The organism is Streptomyces oryzae (genome assembly GCF_017676365.1).
Taxonomy (GTDB): Bacteria; Actinomycetota; Actinomycetes; order Streptomycetales; family Streptomycetaceae; genus Streptomyces; species Streptomyces oryzae.
Window position 1 is genome coordinate 25,237 of sequence record NZ_JADKMA010000007.1, and the last position, 21,466, is coordinate 46,702.

Consider the following 21,466-nt stretch of genomic DNA (forward strand, 5'->3'; position numbering starts at 1 on the left):
GGAAACGAGGCGGCTCTTGGGAGGGAGGCAGCTCTCGGCAGGAAGGCGGCTCTCGGGAGCGAGGCGGCGGCCGAGCCGATGCGGCGGTGGGAGTCGGGGGCGCTGGCCCACGCCGTGACCGATCCGTTCGGCCAGGGCCCGTTGCCCTGGCTGCGGGTGAGTGAGAACTACTTCGAGAACGGCCGCCTCGTCCCCTGGTACGTCGACTGCGTCGACCAGGCACCCGGCCAGACCTCCCGTACCCCGGAGCTGGTGCGGGCGCTGGCGCGCTGCGATCAGACCGTGCCCAAGCCGCGCACCCGCGGGCTGTCCAGCAGCGCCCCGCCCACCGCCGACGATGTGCGCTGCCAGATCAAGGGCTTCGCTTCCGTGGCCGGCGGCACCCCGCCCGGCGAGTCCATCGACTTCCGGATCACCGTCAATCCGCCGCAGCCCTTCAGCGTGGACGTCTACCGCATCGGCCACTACGGCGGGGCGGGCGCTACGAAGATCACTACGAGTCCGCGGCTGTCCGGCATCATGCAGCCGGCGCCGCTCACCGCGGACCGCACCGTCTCCTGCCACCACTGGTGGCTCTCCTGGCGGCTCCAGATCCCCGACTACTGGTCCACCGGCGCCTATGTCGCGGTGCTGACCACCGCCGACGGCCACCGCTCGCACATCCCGTTCACCGTTCGCGACCGCGACCCCGCCGACCTGCTGCTCGTCCTCCCCGATGTGACGTGGCAGGCGTACAACCTCTTCCCCGAGGACGGCCGCACCGGCGCCAGCCTCTACCACGCCTGGGACGACCAGGGGCGGCTGCTCGGGGAGAGCGAGGCGGCGATGACCGTCTCCTTCGACCGCCCGTACGCGGGCTCGGGGCTGCCCCTGCATGTGGGCCACGCCTACGACTTCATCCGCTGGGCCGAGCGGTACGGCTACGACCTGGCCTACGCCGACACCCGCGATCTGCACGCCGGGAACATCGACCCCACCCGCTACCGGGGGCTGGTCTTCCCCGGCCACGACGAGTACTGGTCCGTGCCCATGCGCCGGGCTGCCGAGCGGGCCCGGGACAGCGGCACAGCGCTGGTGTTCCTCTCGGCCAACACCATGTACTGGCAGGTCGAACTCGACGCGCTGCCCTCGGGCGCCCCGGACCGGCTGCTGACCTGCCGAAAACGGCGGGGGCCCGGGCGCCCCGCACTGTGGCGGGAGCAGGGCCGGCCCGAGCAGGCGCTGCTGGGTATCCAGTACGCCGGCCAGGTCGCCGAGCCCTACCCGCTGATCGTCCGCAATGCGGACCACTGGCTGTGGGAGTCCACCGGCGCCTGCGAGGGCGACGAGTTGCCCGGACTCGTCGCGGGTGAGGCGGATCGTTACTACCCGCGCACGGTGCTTCCGGAGCACACCTCCCGCATCTTGCTGGCGCACTCGCCCTACCACGATCGCGGTGGGGCCAAGCGGCATCAGGAGACCTCGCTCTACCGTGCCCCCTCCGGTGCGCTGGTCTTCTCCTCCGGGACCTTCGCCTGGTCCCCGGCGCTGGACCGTCCCGGGTACGTCGACACTCGCGTGCAGCGGGCCACGAGTAATCTGCTGGACCGCATTTGCAAGAGGGACTGACGCGTGCAAGAGGGGCTGACGCGCGTCCGGCGAATCCTGCGAGGCGCATGCCGCCCATGCGGGGCAAGGTCCGGCGGCGAGGTGGGGACGAGGGAGGATTGGGGCACCCGCCGAATGCGTCGGCTGCCCCCAGAGAGGAAAGAACGTGACGGGATTCGTCGAAAAGCCCGGGCCCGCCCAGGTCCCCGGCCTGGTGCACCTGCACACGGGCAAGGTGCGCGACCTCTACCGGAACCAGGACGGCAACCTGGTGATGGTCGCCAGCGACCGGCTGTCCGCGTACGACTGGGTGCTGCCGACCGAGATCCCGGACAAGGGGCGCATCCTCACCCGCCTCTCCCTCTGGTGGTTCGAGCAGCTGACGGACATGCTGCCCAACCACGTGCTCAGCACCGAGGTGCCGGCGGGCGCACCGGCCGACTGGGAGGGCCGCACCATGATCTGCCGCTCCCTGCGCATGGTGCCCGTCGAGTGCGTGGCCCGCGGCTACCTCGCCGGGTCGGGGCTGGCCGAGTACGAGGAGTCCCGCACGGTGTGCGGGCTCGCCCTCCCTGACGGTCTGGAGAACGGCTCCGAGCTGCCCGGCTCGATCTTCACCCCGGCCACCAAGGCGGCCGTGGGCGAGCACGACGAGAACGTCGCCTACGAGGAGGTGGCCCGCGAGGTCGGCCCGGAGACCGCCGCCGAACTGCGCCAGGCCACCCTCGCCGCGTACGACCGGGGCCGCGAGATCGCCCGTGAGCGGGGCATCATCCTGGCCGACACCAAGTTCGAGTTCGGCTGGGACGAGACGGGCGATGAGCCGGTGCTCACCCTCGCCGACGAGGTGCTCACCCCCGACTCGTCCCGCTTCTGGCCCGCCGAACAGTGGCAGCCGGGCCGCTCCCAGCCCTCGTTCGACAAGCAGTACGTACGCGACTGGCTGACCTCCGCGGCCTCCGGCTGGGACCGCACCTCCGAGCAGCCGCCGCCCGCGCTGCCCGCCGAGGTCGTCGAGGCCACCCGGGCCCGCTACATCGAGGCGTACGAACGCCTCACCGGTGTCCCCTGGAGCTGACGGAAGCCGACACTGGCGAGGCCCGCACACGCCGAAGGGCCCCGGTCCGCAGACCGGGGCCCTTCACTCGTGAACCGAGCGGACGACGAGGCTCGAACTCGCGACCTCAACCTTGGCAAGGTTGCGCTCTACCAACTGAGCTACGTCCGCATGCGCCACCCTCGGCCCTGGTGGGCCGCCGTGGTGCGGGGCCCAGTATAGCCGGACCTCCCCGGGCCCGGGACCGGCTCAGATCCAGCCCCGCTCGCGGGCCCTCCGCACCGCCGTGTGCCGGTTCTCGGCGCCCAGCTTGGCGGCGGCGGCCGAGAGGTAGTTGCGGACGGTGCCCTGGGTCAGCGAAGCCCGTTTGGCGATCTCCGCGACCGGTGCCCCGTCAGCGGCCAGCTCCAGCAGCTCGGCTTCGCGGGCCGACAGCGGCGAGTCACCCGCGCTGATGGCGTCGGCGGCCAGCTCGGGGTCCACATAGCGGCTGCCCTCGTGGACGGTACGGATGATCTCCGCGAGCTGCTGCGCGGAGGCCGTCTTCGGTACGAAGCCCCGCACGCCCGCCGCCAGCGCCCGCTTGAGGTGGCCCGGCCTGCCGTGGCTGGTGACGATCATCGTCCGGCACTCCGGCACCGACTCGCGCAGCGTGGCCGCGACCCGTACCCCGTCCGCGCCCGGCATCTGGAGGTCCAGTACGGCCACGTCAGGGCGGTGCGCCCGGGCCATGGCCATGGCCTCGGGGCCCGAGGCCGCCTCGGCGACGATGGCCAGATCCTCCTCCAGCGCCAGCAGCGCGGCCAGCGCACCCCGGATCAGATGCTCGTCGTCGGCCAGCAGCACCCGGATGCGCTCCGTCGCCCTCGCCTCCTCACTCACGTCCCTCTCCCTCTCCCGCAACAGCACTCGCACCCGCACCCGCCACCCCGCCGACGGCACGCTCGGCCTCACGCTCAGCCGACGCCGCGGAGGGGCGGCGGCCGTCCAGCGGAATCTCGGCGCGCAGCCGGTAGAGCTGTGCGGACTCGTCGCGTTCCGCGGTCAGCGTGCCGTCGAGAGCTGCCAGGCGCTCGCGCAGCCCGGTGAGGCCTGACCCGCCCTGGGAAGCCTCAGGCCGCAGCCCGTCGTTCTCCATCACCAGCACGGCGCTGCCCCTCGCACCGGCGCCGAGCCGCACCGTGCAGCGGCTCGCCTCTGCGTGCCGCAGCACATTGGTGGCGCCCTCGCGCACGACCCAGCCCAGCGCCGACTGCACCTCCCGCGCCATCTCGGGCCCCGCGGACTCGATACGGCAGTCCACCCCCGCGGCCCGCAGCACCGAGCGCGCCCCGGCGAGTTCGGTCTCCAGTCCGGCCTCGCGGTAGCCGCGTACCACGGCACGCACCTCGGTCTGCGACTGGCGGGCCAGCTCCTGGACCTCCCGCATCTGCTCGACGGCCGTCTCGGCGCCCCGCCGGGCCAGCTGGGTCGCCAGCTCGCTCTTGAGCGCGATGACGGACAGATTGCGGCCCATCACATCGTGCAGGTCCCGGCTGAAGCGCAGCCGCTCCTCCGCGACCGCGAGCCGCGACTGCGCCTCCTTCGCCTCGTCGAGCTCTTGCATCACGGCGATGTACCAGGCCGAGCAGCGCGGGGTGAAGATCCCGGTCACCCCGCCGATCCCGAGCACGAACAGGGTGCCCAGCAGGCTGGGCCACGCCATGCCCGCCGCGGCGAACACACCGGCCACGAGCGCGGAGCCGGCCGCCGTCACCGCTGCGGAGCGGCGCCACGGCACGGTGAGCCCGTACACCCCCGTCAGCCCAGGAACGCCGGCGAACAGCGCCATCGCGGGCCCGACCGTATCGCCCGCCCACCCGTGCGCGATCAGCACCGTGACCAGCGTCGTACTGAGGGCGAAGACCCCCGCGACGATGGCCAGCGGGCCCCGCCGGGCCTCGGCCTTCCCCAGATAGTGGTCGACCCCCTGCCGCAGCCCGCGCACCGCGACCACGCACTGGACGAACCCCAGCACCACCACGGCCCCGGCCAGCGCCTTCGGCCGCGGCGCGGACGTCACCTGGATGAGGAACTGCGGCATGCCGCTGACGAAGTAGATCCACGGTGTGAGCAGCAGCATCCAGCGGGTGGACACCTCGACCTGCTCCAGCTTGCTGCGCTGCCGCCAGCTCCGCCGTTTCTGCCGCCCCCAGCGGATCATCGGCGATCCCTCCTCGTCTCGGTCACGGCACACCGTATGCGGCAGCCGCCAGGCCACCGGCCCCGCGGCCGGTCAGCGGCGGGGCTCCCACCGGAACCGGCGCCGCACCACAAGGGCTGCCAGCACCGCCCAGCCCGCCACGACCGCCAGCGCCCGCAGCGTCCCGGGCCCGCTTAGCTGTTCCGTCCAGCCGCTCCGCAGCAGGTCCATCACCGGCGTCATCGGGAGCCAGCGGCAGATCTCGGCGAGCCGGTCGGGGTAGACCTCCAGCGGGACGAAGACCCCGGACCCGGCGAACGTCGCCAGCATCAGCGGCATCGGCGTGAGCTGCGCCAGCTCGGCGGTCCGCGTGTACGCGGCCGAGGCGGCGGCCAGCATCGCCGTCAGCAGCAGCCCGAGCACCAGCCCCGCCACCACCAGGTCAGGGCGCGCCGGCGCCCCCGCGTCCAGCAGCAGCGCCCCGCCCGCCAGCAGCAGCGCCGATTGGACGACGCCGATGGTGACCGACGGCAGCGCGGCGGCGCCCAGTATCTCCAGGTCGTCCGCCTCCCCCGTACGCAGCCGCTTGAGCACCAGCTCCTCGCGGCGGCCCACATAGACGCCGACGAGATTGCTGTAGACGGCGAACAGCAGCACCATCCCCACCGAGCCCGGCAGCACGGCGGTGCCCACCGAGAGTCCGGTGCCGGACAGATCCGCCTGGCCGGCGGCGGACTTCAGCGAGAACGTCATCACGGTCGGCAGCAGCAGCACGACGAACAGCGCCGACCTGTTGCGGATCAGCAGCGTCAGCTCGGCGCGGGCCAGCGCCCGCACCCGCCGCGCCGACAGCCTGCTCGCCCTGCCCATGCGGCCTTCCGCCGCCACTTCAGCCATCGTCGTCGTACTGCTCATGCCCCAACCCCCGTCATGAGTTGCTGATCGTCCCGCCCCAGCCGGTTACCGGCCTGGGCGATCTCCAAGAACGCCTCCTCCAGGGAGGCCGACTTCGCCTGCAGACCCTCCAGCGTGATTCCGGACTCCCGTGCCCACAGCAGCAGTTCGGTCAGCGCCTGCTGGAGCTCGTACGTCCGCACCGTCACCGCGCGGCCGTCCACAGCGGCGGGTACGGACAGCGGCAGCCGCTCGGCCCTGACCCCGGCCGGCAGCCGGAAGGTGATCCGCGAGGGCCGTTCGGCGACCACCTGCTCGGGGGTGCCCGACGCCACGATCCGCCCGGCCTGCATGATCGCCAGCCGGTCGGCCAGCTGCTCGGCCTCCTCCAGATAGTGGGTGGTCAGCAGCACCGTCGTGCCCTCGGCCCGCAGCGCTCGCACCAACTCGGCGGTGTCCCGGCGCCCTTCGGGGTCCATGCCCGTCGTCGGCTCGTCCAGGAACAGCACCTCGGGCCGCCCGATCAGCGCCAGCGCCAGATCCAGCCGCCGCTTCTCGCCCCCGGACAGCTGCTTGACCCGTACGCCGCCCCTGCCACCCAGCCCGACCAACTCCAGCGCCTCACCTGGCGGTCGCGCCTCACTGGTGACCCCCGCCCACATCGTCGCCGTCTCGCCGACGGTCAACTCGGACGGAAAGCCGCCCTCCTGAAGCATCACCCCGGTACGCGCTCGCACAAAGGCCCGCTCCCCGTACGGATCGAACCCCAGCACCCGTACCGTCCCCCCACTGGGCCGCGCCAGCCCCTCCAGCACCTCCACCGTGGACGTCTTCCCCGCCCCATTGGTGCCGAGCAGCGCGAAGATCTCCCCCTCCCGCACGGAGAACGAGATCCCCCGCACGGCCTCGAACCCCTCCCCGCCCGCTCCCGACTCCGCCGCGTACCGGCGCTTCAGCCCTTCAACCTCGATCGCATCCATGCCTCCACTCTTCCGCCGCCCGGGGCACGGAGGGAGTGCGGGCCGTCATGGGTACGAATGACAAACGTCATTCCGAGGGCCGGCTCCAAGGCGCCGCCCCCTCGGCGCGGTTCTTCGTACCGAGCCCGCACACGGACGTGGTCACGTTCGACCAACAGCGTCACCCGCTCCTCATCGCGACCCGCCGGCAGCCCGTGACGCCGGATGCGCAGTCCCGTCATGACGCATACCGCCCGGTCCGTTTGCAATGGTGCGGGAGCCAGAGCCGGCCATCAACGCGGCCGAGCCCTGAAAAGGAGGCCGCTGCGGCTGCCGGATTGCGGGCGTACCGTTTTGAGTGTCGAAGGTCAGAACGGAGAGCACGTATGCCGGAGAGCAGCGACATGCACATCGGCACTCGGCTCCGCGAGGCGAGGAAGCGCGCCGGGCTGACGCAACGGGGGCTGGCTTCCGCATCGGGGGTGTCCGTATCCCTCATCCGCAAGCTGGAGCAACGGGAGCTCCATGACACGCGGTTGGAGACGGCACGGGCGTTGGCCGTCGCATTGCGCATGCCCACCAGCGCGCTGTTGCGACATGGCGAGGGTATGGACGACGCGGTGCCCGTCGAGCCCTGGGAACAGGTACGCGCGGCGCTCACCGTTCCCCGACAGCCGTCCGAACTGTCGGACACCGAGCCCACCGCGCGGGGGCTGGGTGAAGCCTTGCGCGCCACCGAGCCGCTGTTCGCGGGCGACCGGTTCGCGGAGCTGGCAGTGGTGCTCCCTCAGCTGCTGCGCGATGCCGACGCACTGGACGACGAGGACCCGCCTGCCCGCGCGGTCCGGGGCCGGTTGCTTCAGCTGACGGGGTGGCTGCTGACGCAGAACCGTCAGTTCGAGGCAGCGACGCATGCTCTGGACCGGGCACTCGCGCAGGCGACCGACCCGCTGGACGGCGCGGCGACAGCCGTCATCCAGTACTGGCTCCTCCTGCGGACCGGTCGTGTGGCCGAAGCACGCGAGCTGGCCGAGCGATGGGCGGACGAGACCGAGCCGCGGCTGTCCCGCGCGACGGCGGACGAACTGGCCACCTGGGGCTGGATGATGCTGCGGGTCGCGGCGGCGTCGGTGCGTGATGCTCGTCAGGAGCAGGCGGCGGACGCCCTCCGTATGGCGAGCGCTGCGGCTGCGGCCCTTGGCCGTGAGCACTCGCCGGGAGGCGACTGGCTGCGCACCTTCGGCCCCACCACCGTGGTGCTGAAATGCGCCGAGCACGAGGCGGTGACGGGGCGCCCGGACCGCGTGCTGGCGGTCTCCGAGCAGGTCCCGCTCACTGAGCTGCGGCCCACGTCGAACAACCGCAACAGGCACCTTCTCGATGTCGCCGACGCCCACGCACGGCTTCGCCGATACGGGGAGGCCGTGGACGTGCTGCAACAGATCCGGGCCGCGTCCCCTCAGTGGCTGCCGCAGCAGCGGTACGCCCGGGACATCCTGGGACGGATCGTCCGGCGGCGGCGCACGCTGACCCCGGATATGCGCGGGCTCGCTGATGCCGTCCGGCTGCCTCTGTAGGGCGTAACTCCCGGGAACTCGTTGGCACTTCGCAGGCGGCGCCGCTGAAAGTGCCATGGTGGCCGACGCCGGAGCGACCCTACGGTCAGTGATCAGGCGATCACCGTCGAAATAGCCGGGCCAAATCCCGGCGTAGACATGACTGAGGGCACCCATGACGGCGCAGACCGAAGACACGCGCGAAAACCCGAGTGAACGACCGTTTCAACGAGGCGGCCTGCCCATGAGCTCGGCCGGCCACAGCTGCCACAGCCCAAAGGGCGCATACGGCACCTGCCGCAACTGTGGCAAGCCGATCAGGCTGGTCAGCACTGAGGAGGACGGGACCACGGTGATCCGGGCGCGTTGCCGTCCTCGGCCGGGGGTGGCCGGTGGCTGAGAAGCGGGAGTTGGCGTTGCTTCGGCTGCTGGCTGAGTGGGTTGAGGGTGTCGGGGTCGAGGGTGTGCTGGGGAGTGAGTTTCTGCGTGGCACGTGGGATGGCGCTGATGGGGAGCAGCGGGCCGCCGTCCTCACCCGCCTTGCCTGGCGCGCTCGCCATGCCGAGGTGCGGCATCGGGGCACCCATGACGCCAGCCGTGTGGCCGTTTGGGCGGTGCAGGAGGCTGCTGTCTGGCACAGGGCATCGACCCTCGCGGACGCGTCGTTCCGGTTGCCGGTCGGGCAGTTGGCGTGGATTGCGTCGGAGGTTCAGATGGAAGCGGCGGTGCGGCTGGTGGTCGCTGGCCGGACCGGGGTGTTGCCGCCCGCTCCGTATCGGTGTGCGGTCTGTGGGACCGATCGCTGCCTTCAGGTGCGCAGCTATGAGCGTGGGTCCGGGCCTGGGCGGGAGGAGCTGCGCTGTGCGGTGTGTGCGGGGCTGCCCGCAGATCCCGAGGAGATTCCCGAGGCCGTTGATGCCATCTGCCGACGGGTTCCGCGCAGCCGGGCCGAGGGCTGCTGACCGGGGGTGCGTGCGGCTTCCACTCCAAACGCGTGACGGCCTTGGGCCCGGAGGCGGGTCCGCCGAGGAATCCGGCGGAAGGAGGGGCACCATGCAGGCGCTGATCCTGGCAGCGTGGCGTCCCGTCCGCGGAGCGGGGTGCCGTGCCCGTGAGGAAGGAAGACCGGACGGTGCACTGGCACGCGTACGCCTACACCGGAGGGCGGTGGCCCAAGGACAGCGAGGCGCGGAACCTTCAGGCGGCCGTGCCGCCGAACACGGTCAGCCACTGGTTCCGCAAGCCGCAGCAGATGCGGGCGGGGACCTTTACCGATCCGGGGGATGCCTGGGCGTGGTTGAAGAAGGAAGTGCGGGCTGCGCCGCCGCGGGACGTCGACGGGAAGCTGCAGTATCTGCGGGAATGCGTTGAGCGGGGGGCTGATGCGTACGCGGGGTACTACTCGCACGGGCAGTTGGTGGTGCGGTGTGTGCTGGTGTGCCCGCGCGCGGGTGAGCGGTGTCCGGATCCGCCGCAGTGAAGCTTTGCCTCGGGTCGCGGGCCCCTCTTTCGCCAACCGACCGGACGGTATGCAGCGGAGGGGGGAAGGGGGAGCGCTGCCGCGCGGGACGTTGGGCGTACGCGCCGGGGCTTACGCAAAGATGCCCGGCTGGAGAGAACCAGCCGGGCATCTCAATGAGACCGAGCGGACGACGAGGCTCGAACTCGCGACCTCAACCTTGGCAAGGTTGCGCTCTACCAACTGAGCTACGTCCGCATTGCCTCCACCCGGCTCTCACCGAGTGGCGCGACCAATACTGTACCTGATCGTTTCCGATCGACGGTCGGTACCGGAGAGCGGGTGACAGGAATCGCACACTGCGCCTCCCTCTTGGAAAGAGGGCGCTCTACTACTGAGCTACACCCGCACGCTTGCTTGAGGTCTTCCCCTTTCGGGGTCCCCCTCGCGGCGTGCCTTGACTCTAGCCGATCACCCGGGGGCTCTGGCAAGTCGAGCCCCAGCAGCTTCCGTTCCGGTTCTTCCTGCCCCCTGCCGGAGAGGGCTCCGCCACCGCCGTCAGCGCCGGGAGGGGCGGCGGGGCGGCCGCCGCCGCCTCGTTCCGCTGCCCCCTCGACCCCGGCGGTCAGCTCGCGGCGCGGAACGCCTCGTACACCTTCTTCGGGATGCGCCCCCGCGCCGGTACGTCGAAGCCGTTGGACTCCGCCCATGCGCGCACCGCACGCGGGTCGGGGTCGATCGAGGTCCGGCGGTAGGTCTTGCCGGACTTCGCCCGCTTGCGGCCGGCCTCGACGAAGGGGGCCAGCTCGGTGCGGAGCCGCTTCGCGTTGTCGGAGTTCAGATCGATCTCGTATGTCTTGCCGTCCAGGCCGAAGGAGACCGTCTCCGCCGCTTCTCCGCCATCGATGTCGTCGGAGAGCATCACTACTACACGCTGTGCCACGGATATCGGTCCTTCCTCAGGATCACGAAAGGGGGTCACCCGGCATTACGGCGTCGTCGGCAGGCCCCCGCCGACCGGCGGGTATGCGGGGTGAACCCGAGTAGGAGACAGGTTCTTATTCAACTAGGTGCTGCGCGCGGGTACCGGAGTGCACCGAAGTGCAAAGGGCGCACAAAATTGTGGCCCGCGGAATTGTTTCCGGTTCCGGCCGCAATCGGGACCCTACTTTTTTCCCGCCGGTTTTCCCAGTGCTTCGCGAAGTCCCACCAGGATCCGCACAGGTTACGGCTCGCACCGCGGCCCACATCGCAGCACGTATCGCAGCTCAGAACCCGACGCGTATATCAACGCGCGTAGATTCTCATGCCGGGTACGCTGGCCAGCGCAGCGCCCCGCTAAGCACTAGGAGTACCTGTGGCTCGCGTCGTCGTCGACGTCATGCTGAAGCCGGAGATCCTCGACCCCCAGGGACAGGCGGTGCAGCGTGCACTGCCCCGCCTGGGTTTCGAGGGCATCTCCGATGTCCGCCAGGGCAAGCGCTTCGAACTCGAAGTGGAGGGCCCCGTCGACGGGGACGCCCTCGCCCGCATACACGAACTCGCCGAGACGTTTCTCGCCAACACCGTGATCGAAAACTTCACCGTGCGCGTCCAGGACGCGGACGGGAGTGAACGTCCCGTCGAGGCGGGTCCGCACGCCGCATCCGAAGGAGCAGTGGCGTGACCACCCGTATCGGCGTCGTCACATTTCCCGGTTCTCTCGACGACAGCGACGCACGGCGCGCCATCCGTATCGCGGGCGGAGAAGCTGTGGCGCTCTGGCACCGCGACAAGGATCTGCGCAAGCAGCAGGTCGACGCGGTCGTGCTGCCGGGCGGATTCTCGTACGGCGACTATCTGCGGTGCGGCGCAATTGCCCGGTTCTCGCCCATCATGGAGCCGGTTGTCGAACAGGCGAAGGCCGGAATGCCGGTGCTCGGCATCTGCAACGGTTTCCAGGTCCTGTGCGAAACCCATCTCCTCCCCGGTGCGCTGACGCGCAACGATCATCTGCACTTCATCTGCCGCGACCAGCGGCTCCGCGTCGAGAACGACACCACTGCCTGGACGTCGGACTACGAGCGCGGCCAGGAGATCGTCGTTCCGCTCAAGAACGGCGAGGGCGGTTACGTCGCCGACGAGCGCACCCTGGACGAGCTGGAGGGGGAGGGCCGCGTGGTCTTCCGCTACCTCGACGGCAACCCCAACGGTTCGCGCCGCGACATCGCCGGAATCACCAACGAGGCCGGGAACGTGGTCGGCCTCATGCCGCATCCCGAGCACGCTGTCGAGGCCCTGACCGGGCCGACGACCGACGGGCTCGGTTTCTTCACCTCGGCCCTGAAGAAGCTGGTCGCCTCATGAGTCCCCAGAGCCACAGTTCGCAGCCCCACAGCCACAGCCACACCCTCGACACCGTCAAGCACGCCGAGCAGACGCCGGAGACGGAACTCCCCTGGAAGGAGCTCGGCCTCAAGGAGGACGAGTACGCCCGCATCCGGGAGATCCTCGGCCGCCGGCCCACCGGCGCCGAGCTGGCCATGTACTCGGTGATGTGGTCCGAGCACTGCTCCTACAAGAGCAGCAAGGTGCATCTGCGGCAGTTCGGCGAGAAGGCACCGACCGAGGGGCCCGGCGCCGAGGCGATGCTGGTCGGTATCGGTGAGCAGGCCGGCGTGGTGGATGTCGGCCAGGGCTACGCCGTCACCTTCAAGGTCGAGTCGCACAACCACCCCTCGTACGTCGAGCCGTACCAGGGCGCCGCGACCGGTATCGGCGGCATCGTCCGCGACATCATCGCGATGGGCGCCCGCCCGGTCGCCGTCATGGACCCGCTGCGCTTCGGCGCCGCCGACCACCCCGACACCAAGCGGGTGCTGCCCGGTGTTGTCGCGGGGATCGGCGGATACGGCAACTGCCTGGGGCTGCCCAACATCGGCGGCGAGGTCGTCTTCGATGCCTGTTACCAGGGAAATCCCCTGGTCAACGCGCTCTGCGTGGGTGTGATGAAGCACGAGGACATCCACCTGGCGAAGGCCGCGGGCACCGGCAACAAGGTCGTCCTCTACGGCGCCAGGACCGGCGGCGACGGCATCGGCGGCGCCTCCATCCTGGCCTCGGAAACCTTCGACGACGAGAAGCCGTCGAAGCGCCCCGCCGTGCAGGTCGGCGACCCCTTCCAGGAGAAGCTGCTCATCGAGTGCACCCTGGAGGCGTTCCACGCCGATCTCGTGGTCGGCATCCAGGACCTGGGCGCCGCCGGGCTGTCCTGCGCCACCAGTGAGCTGGCCTCCAACGGCTCGGGCGGTATGCAGGTCGAACTGGACACCGTGCCGCTGCGCGACTCCTCGCTCTCCCCCGAGGAGATCCTGATGTCCGAGTCTCAGGAACGGATGTGCGCGGTGGTCGAGCCGGACAAGGTCGACCGCTTCCTGGAGATCTGCGAGAAGTGGGAGGTCACCGCGACCGTCGTCGGTGAGGTCACCGACGGCGACCGGCTGGAGATCTTCTGGCACGGCGAGAAGATCGTGGACGTCGACCCCCGTACCGTCGCGCACGAGGGCCCCGTCTACGAGCGCCCCTACGCCCGCCCCGACTGGCAGGACGCGCTGCAGGCCGACGACCCGGCCAAGCTGCCCCGCCCGGCGAACGGCGAGGAGCTGCGGGCCGCGGCGCTCGCGCTGGTCTCCTCGCCGAACCAGGCAGCCAAGTCCTGGATCACCGACCAGTACGACCGCTACGTGCTCGGCGACACCGTGCTGGCGCAGCCCGAGGACAGCGGCATGATCCGCATCGACGCGGAGAGCGGGCTGGGCGTCGCCGTCTCCACCGACGGCAACGGGCGCTACGCCAAGCTCGACCCGTACGAGGGAGCGCGGCTGGCGCTCGCGGAGTCGTACCGCAACGTCGCCGCGACCGGCGCGCGCCCCCTGGCCGTCACCGACTGCCTCAACTTCGGCTCCCCCGAGGACCCGGCGGCCATGTGGCAGTTCGCCGAGGCGTGCCGCGGTCTCGCCGACGCCTGCAAGGAGCTGGGCACCCCGGTGACCGGCGGAAACGTCTCGCTGTACAACCAGACCGGCGAGGCCGCCATCCACCCGACACCGGTGGTCGGTGTGCTCGGTGTGATCGACGATGTCGCCCGCCGCACCCCGATGGCGTTCCGCGACGAGGGCCACCTGGTCTACCTCCTCGGCGACACGGAGGAGGAGTTCGGCGGCTCCGCGTGGTCCCAGGTCGCACACGGCCACCTGGGCGGCCGGCCGCCCAGGGTGGACCTGGAGCGGGAGCGGCTGCTCGCCGAGATCCTGATCGCCGCCTCGCGGGACGGCATGGCAGACGCGGCGCACGACATCTCCGACGGAGGCGTGCTGCAGGCCCTCGCGGAGTCCTGCCTCAAGGGCGGCAAGGGCGCCCGGATCGTGGTGCCCGACGGCCTCGACCCCTTCGTCTTCCTCTTCTCGGAGTCGCAGGGCCGGGCGCTGGTCGCCATCCCGCGGAGCGAGGAGGTGCGGTTCACCGACATGTGCGCGGCGCGCGGGATGCCCGCGGCGCGGATCGGTGTCGTGGACGGGGAAGCGCTGGAGATCCAGGGTCAGTTCTCGCTGCCACTGGAGGAGCTGCGCCGCCACCACGAGGCCACGATCCCGGAGCTGTTCGGCTGAGCGTGCCGGACCTCGCCGGCTGAGCTGCCGGGCCCCGGCCGCCTGGCGAAGGCCCCTGTCCCCGAAAGAAGTGCGGGGCAGGGGCCTTCTCCCGCAAATGGGCACCCGGCGGTTAATCTCACGCGTATGCCGCCCGCTCGACGCACCACCTCTCGCTCTGGAAACTCCTCTGGAAGAGACCGGCGTACGTACGACCCCAACCGGATCCGCACCGCGCTCATCAACCAGGTCGAGGCCGTGGCGGACGCCGCGCACCGCCTCACGCCCGAGCAGCAGACGCTCCCGTCCGGGCTGCCAGGATGGGACGTGCACCACCTGCTGGTGCACATCGCCGGGCAGATCGACGCGGTCCCCCGCTTCCTGGCCCGCCCGGAGACGGAGGTGACCACCAAGGCGCCGCAGGTCACCCTCTCCCGCTGGGCCGTCTCGACCGCGACCGTCGCCGAGAAGCTGGACGCGGACACCCGCAAGGACGCTCAGTCGTCGCCCGACGGCGCGGCCCGTATCGACCAGGCCGTCGCCGACCTGGAGCCGGTCATCGAGTCGGCCGTACGCGAGGACCTGCTGATCCCGCACGGCTTCGGCACGATGCGGATGCTCGACTTCACCGTGACCCGGCTGGTCGAGCTGGTGGTGCACAGCGACGACCTGGCGCGGGCCACGGGTGTGCGGGTGGCGCTGGACCGGCAGGCGACGGCCGCCACCGTCCGGCTGCTGGCCGACGCGCTGGCCGCCAAGGCCCCGGGCGCCTCCGTGGAGGTGCGGATCCCGCCGTTCGCCGTCGTCCAGGCGATCGAGGGCCCCAGGCACACCCGCGGCACCCCGCCGAACGTGGTGGAGACCGACCCGCTGACCTGGATCCGGCTCGCCACCGGCCGCACCACCTGGGCCGAAGCGCTGGGTACGCCGCAGCTCACCGCCAGTGGCGCCCGCGCCGATCTGTCCCGGGTGCTGCCGGTACTGGGCTGAAGGTCACAGGTCCCCGGTTCGGCTGAGCGGGTTGCTGGCCGTAGACTCGAAGGCGTGCCACGTGGTGACGGAAAGCTCAGCCACGACCTCCTCCCCGGTGAGAAAGGCCCCCAGGACGCATGCGGCGTCTTCGGTGTCTGGGCGCCGGGGGAAGAGGTCGCGAAGCTCACGTATTTCGGCCTGTACGCCCTGCAACACCGCGGTCAGGAGTCCGCGGGCATCGCGGTGAGCAACGGCTCCCAGATCCTGGTCTTCAAGGACATGGGCCTGGTCTCACAGGTCTTCGACGAAACCTCCCTCGGTTCCCTGCGCGGCCACATCGCGGTGGGTCACGCGCGCTATTCGACAACCGGCGCCTCGGTCTGGGAGAACGCCCAGCCCACCTTCCGCGCCACCGCCCACGGCTCCATCGCCCTGGGCCACAACGGCAACCTGGTCAACACCGCGCAGCTCGCGGAGCTGGTCGCCCAGCAGGCCGACGCCCCCGGCGGCCGTGCCACCCAGGTGGCGGCCACCAACGACACCGACCTGGTCACCGCGCTGCTCGCGGGCCAGACCGACGAGGACGGCAAGCCGCTCACCGTCGAGGAGGCGGCGCCCCAGGTGCTGCCCCAGGTCAAGGGCGCGTTCTCGATGGTCTTCATGGACGAGGACACGCTGTACGCCGCCCGGGACCCGCAGGGCATCAGGCCGCTGGTCCTCGGCCGGCTGGAGCGCGGCTGGGTCGTGGCCAGCGAGACCTCGGCGCTGGACATCGTCGGCGCCAGCTTCATCCGGGAGATCGAGCCGGGCGAGCTCGTCGCCATCGACGAGGACGGACTGCGCAGCCAGCGGTTCGCCGAAGCAAAGCCGAAGGGCTGCGTCTTCGAGTACGTCTACCTCGCGCGCCCCGACACCGACATCGCGGGCCGCAACGTCTACCTCTCCCGGGTGGAGATGGGCCGCAAGCTGGCGGCCGAGGCCCCGGCCGACGCCGATCTGGTGATCGCGACGCCCGAGTCCGGCACCCCGGCGGCGATCGGCTACGCCGAGGCCAGCGGCATCCCCTACGGCTCGGGCCTGGTCAAGAACAGCTATGTGGGCCGGACCTTCATCCAGCCCTCGCAGACCATCCGCCAGCTCGGCATCCGGCTCAAGCTCAACCCGCTCAAGGAAGTCATCCGCGGCAAGCGGCTGGTCGTGGTGGACGACTCGATCGTCCGCGGCAACACGCAGCGCGCCCTGGTGCGGATGCTGCGCGAGGCGGGCGCGAAGGAGGTCCACGTACGGATCTCCTCACCGCCGATCAAGTGGCCGTGCTTCTTCGGCATCGACTTCGCCACCCGCGCCGAACTGATCGCCAACGGTCTTTCGACCGACGAGATCGGCAAGTCGCTGGGGGCCGACTCGCTGGCCTACATCTCCATCGACGGCATGATCGAGTCGACGACGATCCCCAAGAACCAGCTGTGCCGCGCCTGCTTCGACGGGGAGTACCCGATGGAGCTGCCCGACCCCGAGTTGCTGGGCAAGCACCTGCTCGAAGCCGAGGCGGAGTCCGACGTCGACGGCGTCAACACGCTGGCCTCCGGCGTCGGTGCCGCCGACGCACTGAAGCGCCCGTAGCCTCCGCCCGCCCGCGCTCGTGGAGGGGCGCGCCCGCTCCCTACGGCCTCGCCGCCACGGGGACGTGCGGAGCGCCCTCTCCCTCCCGCAGACACGAGAGACGACGTACCCATGACCAACAGCAGCGAAGGCGTCAGCTATGCCGCCGCCGGCGTCGACATCGAGGCCGGCGACCGGGCCGTGACGCTCATGAAGGAGTGGGTCGCCAAGACCCGGCGCCCGGAGTCCATCGGCGCCCTCGGCGGCTTCGCGGGCCTGTTCGACGCGTCCCGCCTCAAGGGCTACACCCGCCCTCTGCTCGCCTCGGCGACCGACGGCGTGGGCACCAAGGTCGCCGTCGCACAGCGCATGGACGTGCACGACACGATCGGTCACGACCTGGTGGCGATGGTCGTGGACGACCTGGTCGTCTGCGGCGCCGAGCCGCTGTTCATGACGGACTACATCTGCGTCGGCAAGGTCGTCCCCGAGCGCGTGGCGCACCTCGTCAAGGGCATCGCCGAGGGCTGCGTCCTGGCGGGCTGCTCGCTGGTGGGCGGCGAGACGGCCGAGCACCCGGGGCTGCTGGGGCCGGACGAGTACGACGTGGCGGGCGCGGGCACCGGCGTCGTGGAGGCCGATGCACTGCTGGGCCCCGATCGCATCCGTACGGGCGATGTGGTGGTCGCGATGGCGGCGTCCGGTCTTCACTCGAACGGGTACTCGCTGGTGCGGCACGTGGTCTTCGACCGCGCGGGCTGGGCCCTGGACCGGCACGTCCCGGAGTTCGGCCGCACGCTGGGCGAGGAGCTGCTGGAGCCCACGAAGATCTACTCGCTGGACTGCCTGGAGCTGACCCGCACCACCGAGGTGCACGCCTTCTCGCACATCACCGGTGGCGGACTGGCCGGCAATCTCGCCCGGGTCATCCCCGACGGACTGCACGCCACGGTGGACCGCTCGACCTGGCGGCCCGGCGCGGTGTTCGAGGTGGTCGGCAGCGCGGGCGATGTGGCGCGGGCCGAGCTGGAGAAGACGCTGAACATGGGCGTCGGCATGGTCGCCGTCGTACCGCAGGAGTCGGCCGACGCCGCGCTGGCGACCCTCGCCGAGCGGGGTGTGGACTCCTGGGTGGCAGGCGAGATCACCGAGCGCGGGGACCGCACGGAGGCGGTCACCCTCACGGGTGACTATGCCCGCTGAGCATCTGACGGCGGACGCCCGGCCGATAGCGGCCGCCCCGCGCGCCGCACGGCTGCCCAGCGCGAGGTGGCCGCGCGGCTGCCGCCGCTGTGCTGCTGCCACACCGCAGGCCCGCCGTACCGCACCGCAGGTCCGGCGCGCGCGCCAGAACCCGGCCCGGCGGTTGCCGGACCGGGTCAGTACGGGCGAACGTCAGGCGCCGCGGCGCTTCGACTGGGGTTCGGACGACCCGGGCGCGCCCGCGTCGTCGTCCTCCTCGTCGTTGTACAGATCCGCGTACCGTGCGTACGGGTCGTCCTGCTCATCGTCCTCGAAGCGCTCGCCGTTCGGCGACTCGTTCGATGTCGATGCGCCCAGCTCCTCGGCCAGGCGCGATAGGTCCGTCCCGCCAGTGTTGTACTTCAGCTGGCGGGCGACCTTCGTCTGCTTGGCCTTGGCCCGGCCGCGCCCCATGGCTCGACCCCCTCAACGACGGGGCTCGACGGCCCCAGAGTCTTGACACGCGTTCATGGTTCAGAGCGGCCTCTCGACCGAGAGACCGGTACTCAGGGCTTCAACGGTACCTGCTTCCGCCGCCGTACGGTACGTCGCCCGCACGACACGGCCGCCGTCCGACGCGCCCGTTGACCCTTCTCGTGCTGGTCAGTGGCGATTTTACCTTCCTGTAGCTGAGGGACCCGCCGTGGGGTGGTGAGACCACTGTCACGGTGGTCTCACGCGTCACACTCACCGGCCCATGCGCTGCTCAGCGAGCCGGTCGGCGGCGGCCACCGGGGGCACCCCGTCCGCGTCGGCGCGCTCGAAGATCGCCATGGTGGTGTCGTGGATCTTCTCCGCCTTTGCTTTCGCACGTGCGAAGTCGAAGCCGTGGAGCTCGTCCGCGACCTGGATCACGCCGCCCGCGTTCACCACGTAGTCGGGCGCGTAGAGGATGCCGCGCTCGGCCAGGTCCTTCTCCACGCCGGGGTGCGCGAGCTGGTTGTTGGCGGCGCCGCAGACGGCCTTGGCGGTCAGCACCGGCACCGTCTCGTCGTTCAGCGCGCCACCGAGCGCGCACGGCGCGTACAGGTCGAGGCCCTCGGTCCTGATCAGCGCCTCCGTGTCGGCCACGGCCGCCAGCGGGGCGCCCGGGTGGGCCTCCAGCACGGCGCGTACGGACGCCTCGCGCACATCCGTGACCACGACCCGCGCCCCGTCCTCCAGCAGATGCGAGACCAGGTGCTTGCCGACCTTCCCGACGCCCGCGATCCCCACCAGCCGGCCGCGCAGCGTGGGAGCGCCCCAGAGCCGCTGTGCGGCGGCCCGCATGCCCTGGAAGACGCCGAAGGCGGTCAGCACCGAGGAGTCGCCCGCGCCGCCGTTCTCCGGCGAGCGGCCGGTCGTCCAGCGGCACTCCTGCGCCACGACGTCCATGTCCTGCACGTAGGTGCCGACGTCGCAGGCCGTCACGTACCGGCCACCGAGGGAGGCGACGAACCGCCCGTAGGCGCGCAGCAGGGCTTCGGTCTTGATCTGCTCGGGGTCTCCGATGATCACGGCCTTGCCGCCGCCGTGGTCGAGCCCGGCCAGCGCGTTCTTGTACGACATCCCGCGCGCGAGGTTGAGCGCGTCGAGGACCGCGGCCTGCTCGGGGTCGGCCGAGCCCGGGTACGCGTGGAAGCGGGTGCCGCCCAGCGCGGGGCCGAGCGCGGTGGAGTGCAGCGCGATGACGGCCTTCAGGCCGCTGGGCCGGTCCTGGCAGAGCACGACCTGCTCGTGTCCGCCCTGCTCGGAGCGGAAGAGGGTGCTGATGACCGGGTCCCCAGCGGGGACGCCGTCGGGAACAGATACCTCGATCACGGTTGGTGACTCCTGGAATCGCGTCGTAGCCCTCGGCGGACACGCCGCTTGTGGCAGTCGAAGCCCGCGAGGGCCGGTCGTGGAGCAGCGTACGACCTGCGCGTCACGGGCACGTTGCGGTCCCACGATCGGGGTAGTCAACTGTCTTCCAGGCTCGCTCATGAGACCGGTCCGCAGGTGGTTCAGGCTTGGAGGCAATGCGTGGCTGAGAAAGCGTCGGTCGTCGTCCCGTACGCGGCGTACCTGCGGGTCTACGAACCGCTGGCGGCCTTCCCCGAGCCGGAGCGCTCGCACTGGATCGCATATGCGAAGCAGCAGCGCTTCCCCACCGCGCAGGACGAAATCCGCCGCGCCCTGGCCGACTTGGTGCCGGTGCCGCCGGTGGTCGTACCGGTCCGGGAGAGCGCCGAGGCGTTCGTGACGGAGGTGGACGGTGTGACGTGCGTCTGCCCCTGGCGCACCCGGCTGCGCAGCTGGCAGGCGCTCACCGCGCTCACCCAGGCCGCCGACGACCGCGAACTCGCCCTGCCCCAGCCGGTGCTGGACGCCGCGCTGCCGCCCGTCGTACGGCGCCAGGCGGCGGCCGACTACGAGCGCTGGCGCGAGCTCAACCCGGACGCCAGGCCCTGGATCCGTACGGCGCTGTGGCATGTGCCCGTGCGCTGGTTCGTTCTCTTCGAGGACGAAGAAAGGGAGTTTGCGAAGCCGGAATCGGGTCAGGAGAGCGGACAGCAGTTCGTTTTCCGCTATCGCACGCCAATGGTCCAGGCGAGGCGCCGCCTCGCTCGCGGCCTGAAGGTGCTCCGCGAGGAGCTGGAAGAGGGGCCGCTCGTCGAGAGCCTGATCGATGTGGGCCGCTGGCTGGAGGAATTCCACCCGCGCTCCCTGGTCGAGCTGGACTACGGCGGGCTGGCTCACGCCATCCCCGAGGAGCAGCTGGCGGGCGACCACTCCGCCGCCGATGTGGCGGAGGGTCTGCAGGCCCTCCGCGCGGGCGACGGTGAGCGTGCCGGTGCGGCGTACGAGCGGCTGACAGCGCGCTGGAGAGCGGTCCGCCGGCTCCAGTACGCGAGCTGAGGCCCACCCCGCCGACCAGCGGGGGACGGCTGTCGCGCGAGGCCCCGCCGACTGGAGGGGAGGGAGTAGGACCTACGTCCCGAACCGGGTGTTTGCCTCAAGCGTGATGGATTGCACTTAAACGGGTCTTGCTCTCAGAGCTACCCCTCGTGTCAAAATAGGACAAGGAGTCCGCACGGGGCTCCTTCCGTCCAACTATGGGCGGATAGATCGGTATTGCGCTCCTTGGTGGGTCTGATGACCCTTGCTCCCGTTGTGACTGATCGTTACAGGGGGATGACTGTCCGCTATAGGACGGTCCATCGGCTTCCGCCGAGGTTGAACACCTGAGAGGGCAATTCCATCGGTTTGGCCGACGTGGCTGGACAGATGGTGTAGTTGTAGTGCCGAGGACAAGCCGTTCGTCCTATAACCGACTCGGCTCGCGTCCGCCATATCGGGCAACGCGGGTCAA

General features: G+C 70.8%; 19 protein-coding genes and 3 tRNA genes. 12 read left to right on the plus strand and 10 right to left on the minus strand.

The window, feature by feature from the left end; genetic code table 11:
• Positions 1–78 precede the first annotated feature (78 nt).
• Together ITI46_RS02485 and ITI46_RS02490 are read left to right on the plus strand one after the other, a co-directional pair.
• Positions 79–1,608, plus strand: coding sequence for a N,N-dimethylformamidase beta subunit family domain-containing protein (locus ITI46_RS02485; RefSeq protein WP_209237735.1), 1,530 nt, complete (start codon positions 79–81; stop codon positions 1,606–1,608).
• Between the two features lie 145 nt (positions 1,609–1,753).
• The gene (locus ITI46_RS02490) at positions 1,754–2,665 is read left to right on the plus strand and encodes a phosphoribosylaminoimidazolesuccinocarboxamide synthase (RefSeq protein WP_209237694.1); all 912 of its coding nucleotides are present in this window, start codon (positions 1,754–1,756) and stop codon (positions 2,663–2,665) included.
• 77 nt (positions 2,666–2,742) lie between these two features.
• Here ITI46_RS02490 and ITI46_RS02495 read toward each other — a convergent pair.
• The 5 genes from ITI46_RS02495 to ITI46_RS02515 all read right to left on the minus strand — a co-directional run bounded on the left by ITI46_RS02495 (position 2,743) and on the right by ITI46_RS02515 (position 6,700).
• Positions 2,743–2,815: transfer RNA gene (locus ITI46_RS02495), tRNA-Gly, on the minus strand.
• 78 nt (positions 2,816–2,893) lie between these two features.
• Positions 2,894–3,526, minus strand: coding sequence for a response regulator (locus tag ITI46_RS02500; protein WP_307808035.1), 633 nt, complete (start codon positions 3,524–3,526; stop codon positions 2,894–2,896).
• The gene (locus tag ITI46_RS02505; RefSeq protein ID WP_209237695.1) at positions 3,519–4,847 is read right to left on the minus strand and encodes a histidine kinase; all 1,329 of its coding nucleotides are present in this window, start codon (positions 4,845–4,847) and stop codon (positions 3,519–3,521) included. Before ITI46_RS02505 ends, ITI46_RS02500 begins: the two co-directional genes overlap by 8 nt.
• Before the next feature lie 72 nt (positions 4,848–4,919).
• A complete protein-coding gene (locus ITI46_RS02510) occupies positions 4,920–5,741 on the minus strand; it encodes an ABC transporter permease (RefSeq protein WP_209237696.1) in 822 nt (273 codons plus the stop codon).
• Positions 5,738–6,700 carry an ABC transporter ATP-binding protein gene (locus ITI46_RS02515; protein ID WP_209237697.1) on the minus strand — a complete coding sequence of 321 codons (963 nt, stop codon included), beginning with the start codon at positions 6,698–6,700 and terminating at the stop codon, positions 5,738–5,740. Before ITI46_RS02515 ends, ITI46_RS02510 begins: the two co-directional genes overlap by 4 nt.
• Before the next feature lie 365 nt (positions 6,701–7,065).
• Here ITI46_RS02515 and ITI46_RS02520 point away from each other — a divergent pair, with 365 nt between their 5' ends.
• The 3 genes from ITI46_RS02520 to ITI46_RS02530 all read left to right on the plus strand — a co-directional run bounded on the left by ITI46_RS02520 (position 7,066) and on the right by ITI46_RS02530 (position 9,715).
• Positions 7,066–8,256 carry a helix-turn-helix domain-containing protein gene (locus ITI46_RS02520; RefSeq protein ID WP_209237698.1) on the plus strand — a complete coding sequence of 397 codons (1,191 nt, stop codon included), beginning with the start codon at positions 7,066–7,068 and terminating at the stop codon, positions 8,254–8,256.
• Between the two features lie 371 nt (positions 8,257–8,627).
• A complete protein-coding gene (locus tag ITI46_RS02525) occupies positions 8,628–9,197 on the plus strand; it encodes a hypothetical protein (RefSeq protein WP_209237699.1) in 570 nt (189 codons plus the stop codon).
• 149 nt (positions 9,198–9,346) lie between these two features.
• The gene (locus ITI46_RS02530) at positions 9,347–9,715 is read left to right on the plus strand and encodes a hypothetical protein (RefSeq protein ID WP_209237700.1); all 369 of its coding nucleotides are present in this window, start codon (positions 9,347–9,349) and stop codon (positions 9,713–9,715) included.
• A 164-nt stretch (positions 9,716–9,879) separates the two neighbouring features.
• Here ITI46_RS02530 and ITI46_RS02535 read toward each other — a convergent pair.
• The 3 genes from ITI46_RS02535 to ITI46_RS02545 form a co-directional block, all read right to left on the minus strand.
• Positions 9,880–9,952 (minus strand) — tRNA-Gly (locus ITI46_RS02535).
• Between the two features lie 79 nt (positions 9,953–10,031).
• Positions 10,032–10,103: transfer RNA gene (locus tag ITI46_RS02540), tRNA-Gly, on the minus strand.
• Between the two features lie 216 nt (positions 10,104–10,319).
• Positions 10,320–10,637, minus strand: a complete 318-nt coding sequence (locus ITI46_RS02545; protein WP_209237701.1) for a histone-like nucleoid-structuring protein Lsr2 — start codon at positions 10,635–10,637, stop codon at positions 10,320–10,322.
• Between the two features lie 414 nt (positions 10,638–11,051).
• Between ITI46_RS02545 and purS the strand changes: the two genes are divergently transcribed.
• The 6 genes from purS (at position 11,052) to purM (ending at position 18,096) form a co-directional block, all read left to right on the plus strand.
• Positions 11,052–11,360, plus strand: a complete 309-nt coding sequence (gene purS, locus ITI46_RS02550; RefSeq protein ID WP_209237702.1) for a phosphoribosylformylglycinamidine synthase subunit PurS — start codon at positions 11,052–11,054, stop codon at positions 11,358–11,360.
• Positions 11,357–12,040, plus strand: coding sequence for a phosphoribosylformylglycinamidine synthase subunit PurQ (gene purQ / locus ITI46_RS02555; RefSeq protein WP_209237703.1), 684 nt, complete (start codon positions 11,357–11,359; stop codon positions 12,038–12,040). Before purS ends, purQ begins: the two co-directional genes overlap by 4 nt.
• Complete coding sequence (gene purL, locus ITI46_RS02560) at positions 12,037–14,340, plus strand: phosphoribosylformylglycinamidine synthase subunit PurL (RefSeq protein ID WP_209237704.1); 2,304 nt, start codon at positions 12,037–12,039, stop codon at positions 14,338–14,340. The genes purQ and purL overlap by 4 nt, the downstream gene beginning before the upstream one ends.
• A gap of 126 nt (positions 14,341–14,466) precedes the next feature.
• Positions 14,467–15,309 carry a maleylpyruvate isomerase family mycothiol-dependent enzyme gene (locus tag ITI46_RS02565; protein WP_209237705.1) on the plus strand — a complete coding sequence of 281 codons (843 nt, stop codon included), beginning with the start codon at positions 14,467–14,469 and terminating at the stop codon, positions 15,307–15,309.
• Between the two features lie 54 nt (positions 15,310–15,363).
• A complete protein-coding gene (gene purF, locus ITI46_RS02570; RefSeq protein ID WP_209237706.1) occupies positions 15,364–16,914 on the plus strand; it encodes an amidophosphoribosyltransferase in 1,551 nt (516 codons plus the stop codon).
• Between the two features lie 111 nt (positions 16,915–17,025).
• Positions 17,026–18,096 carry a phosphoribosylformylglycinamidine cyclo-ligase gene (purM, locus tag ITI46_RS02575; protein ID WP_209237707.1) on the plus strand — a complete coding sequence of 357 codons (1,071 nt, stop codon included), beginning with the start codon at positions 17,026–17,028 and terminating at the stop codon, positions 18,094–18,096.
• 192 nt (positions 18,097–18,288) lie between these two features.
• On the opposite strand, the gene ITI46_RS02580 is transcribed toward purM, so the two are convergent.
• A complete protein-coding gene (locus ITI46_RS02580; protein WP_209237708.1) occupies positions 18,289–18,549 on the minus strand; it encodes a DUF3073 domain-containing protein in 261 nt (86 codons plus the stop codon).
• 273 nt (positions 18,550–18,822) lie between these two features.
• On the minus strand, positions 18,823–19,935 hold the full coding sequence (locus ITI46_RS02585; protein WP_307808036.1) for a Leu/Phe/Val dehydrogenase: 1,113 nt from the start codon (positions 19,933–19,935) through the stop codon (positions 18,823–18,825).
• Between the two features lie 201 nt (positions 19,936–20,136).
• Here ITI46_RS02585 and ITI46_RS02590 point away from each other — a divergent pair, with 201 nt between their 5' ends.
• Positions 20,137–21,012: a DUF8083 family protein gene (locus tag ITI46_RS02590; RefSeq protein WP_209237709.1), complete on the plus strand. Its 876-nt coding sequence runs from the start codon at positions 20,137–20,139 to the stop codon at positions 21,010–21,012.
• Positions 21,013–21,466 lie beyond the last annotated feature (454 nt).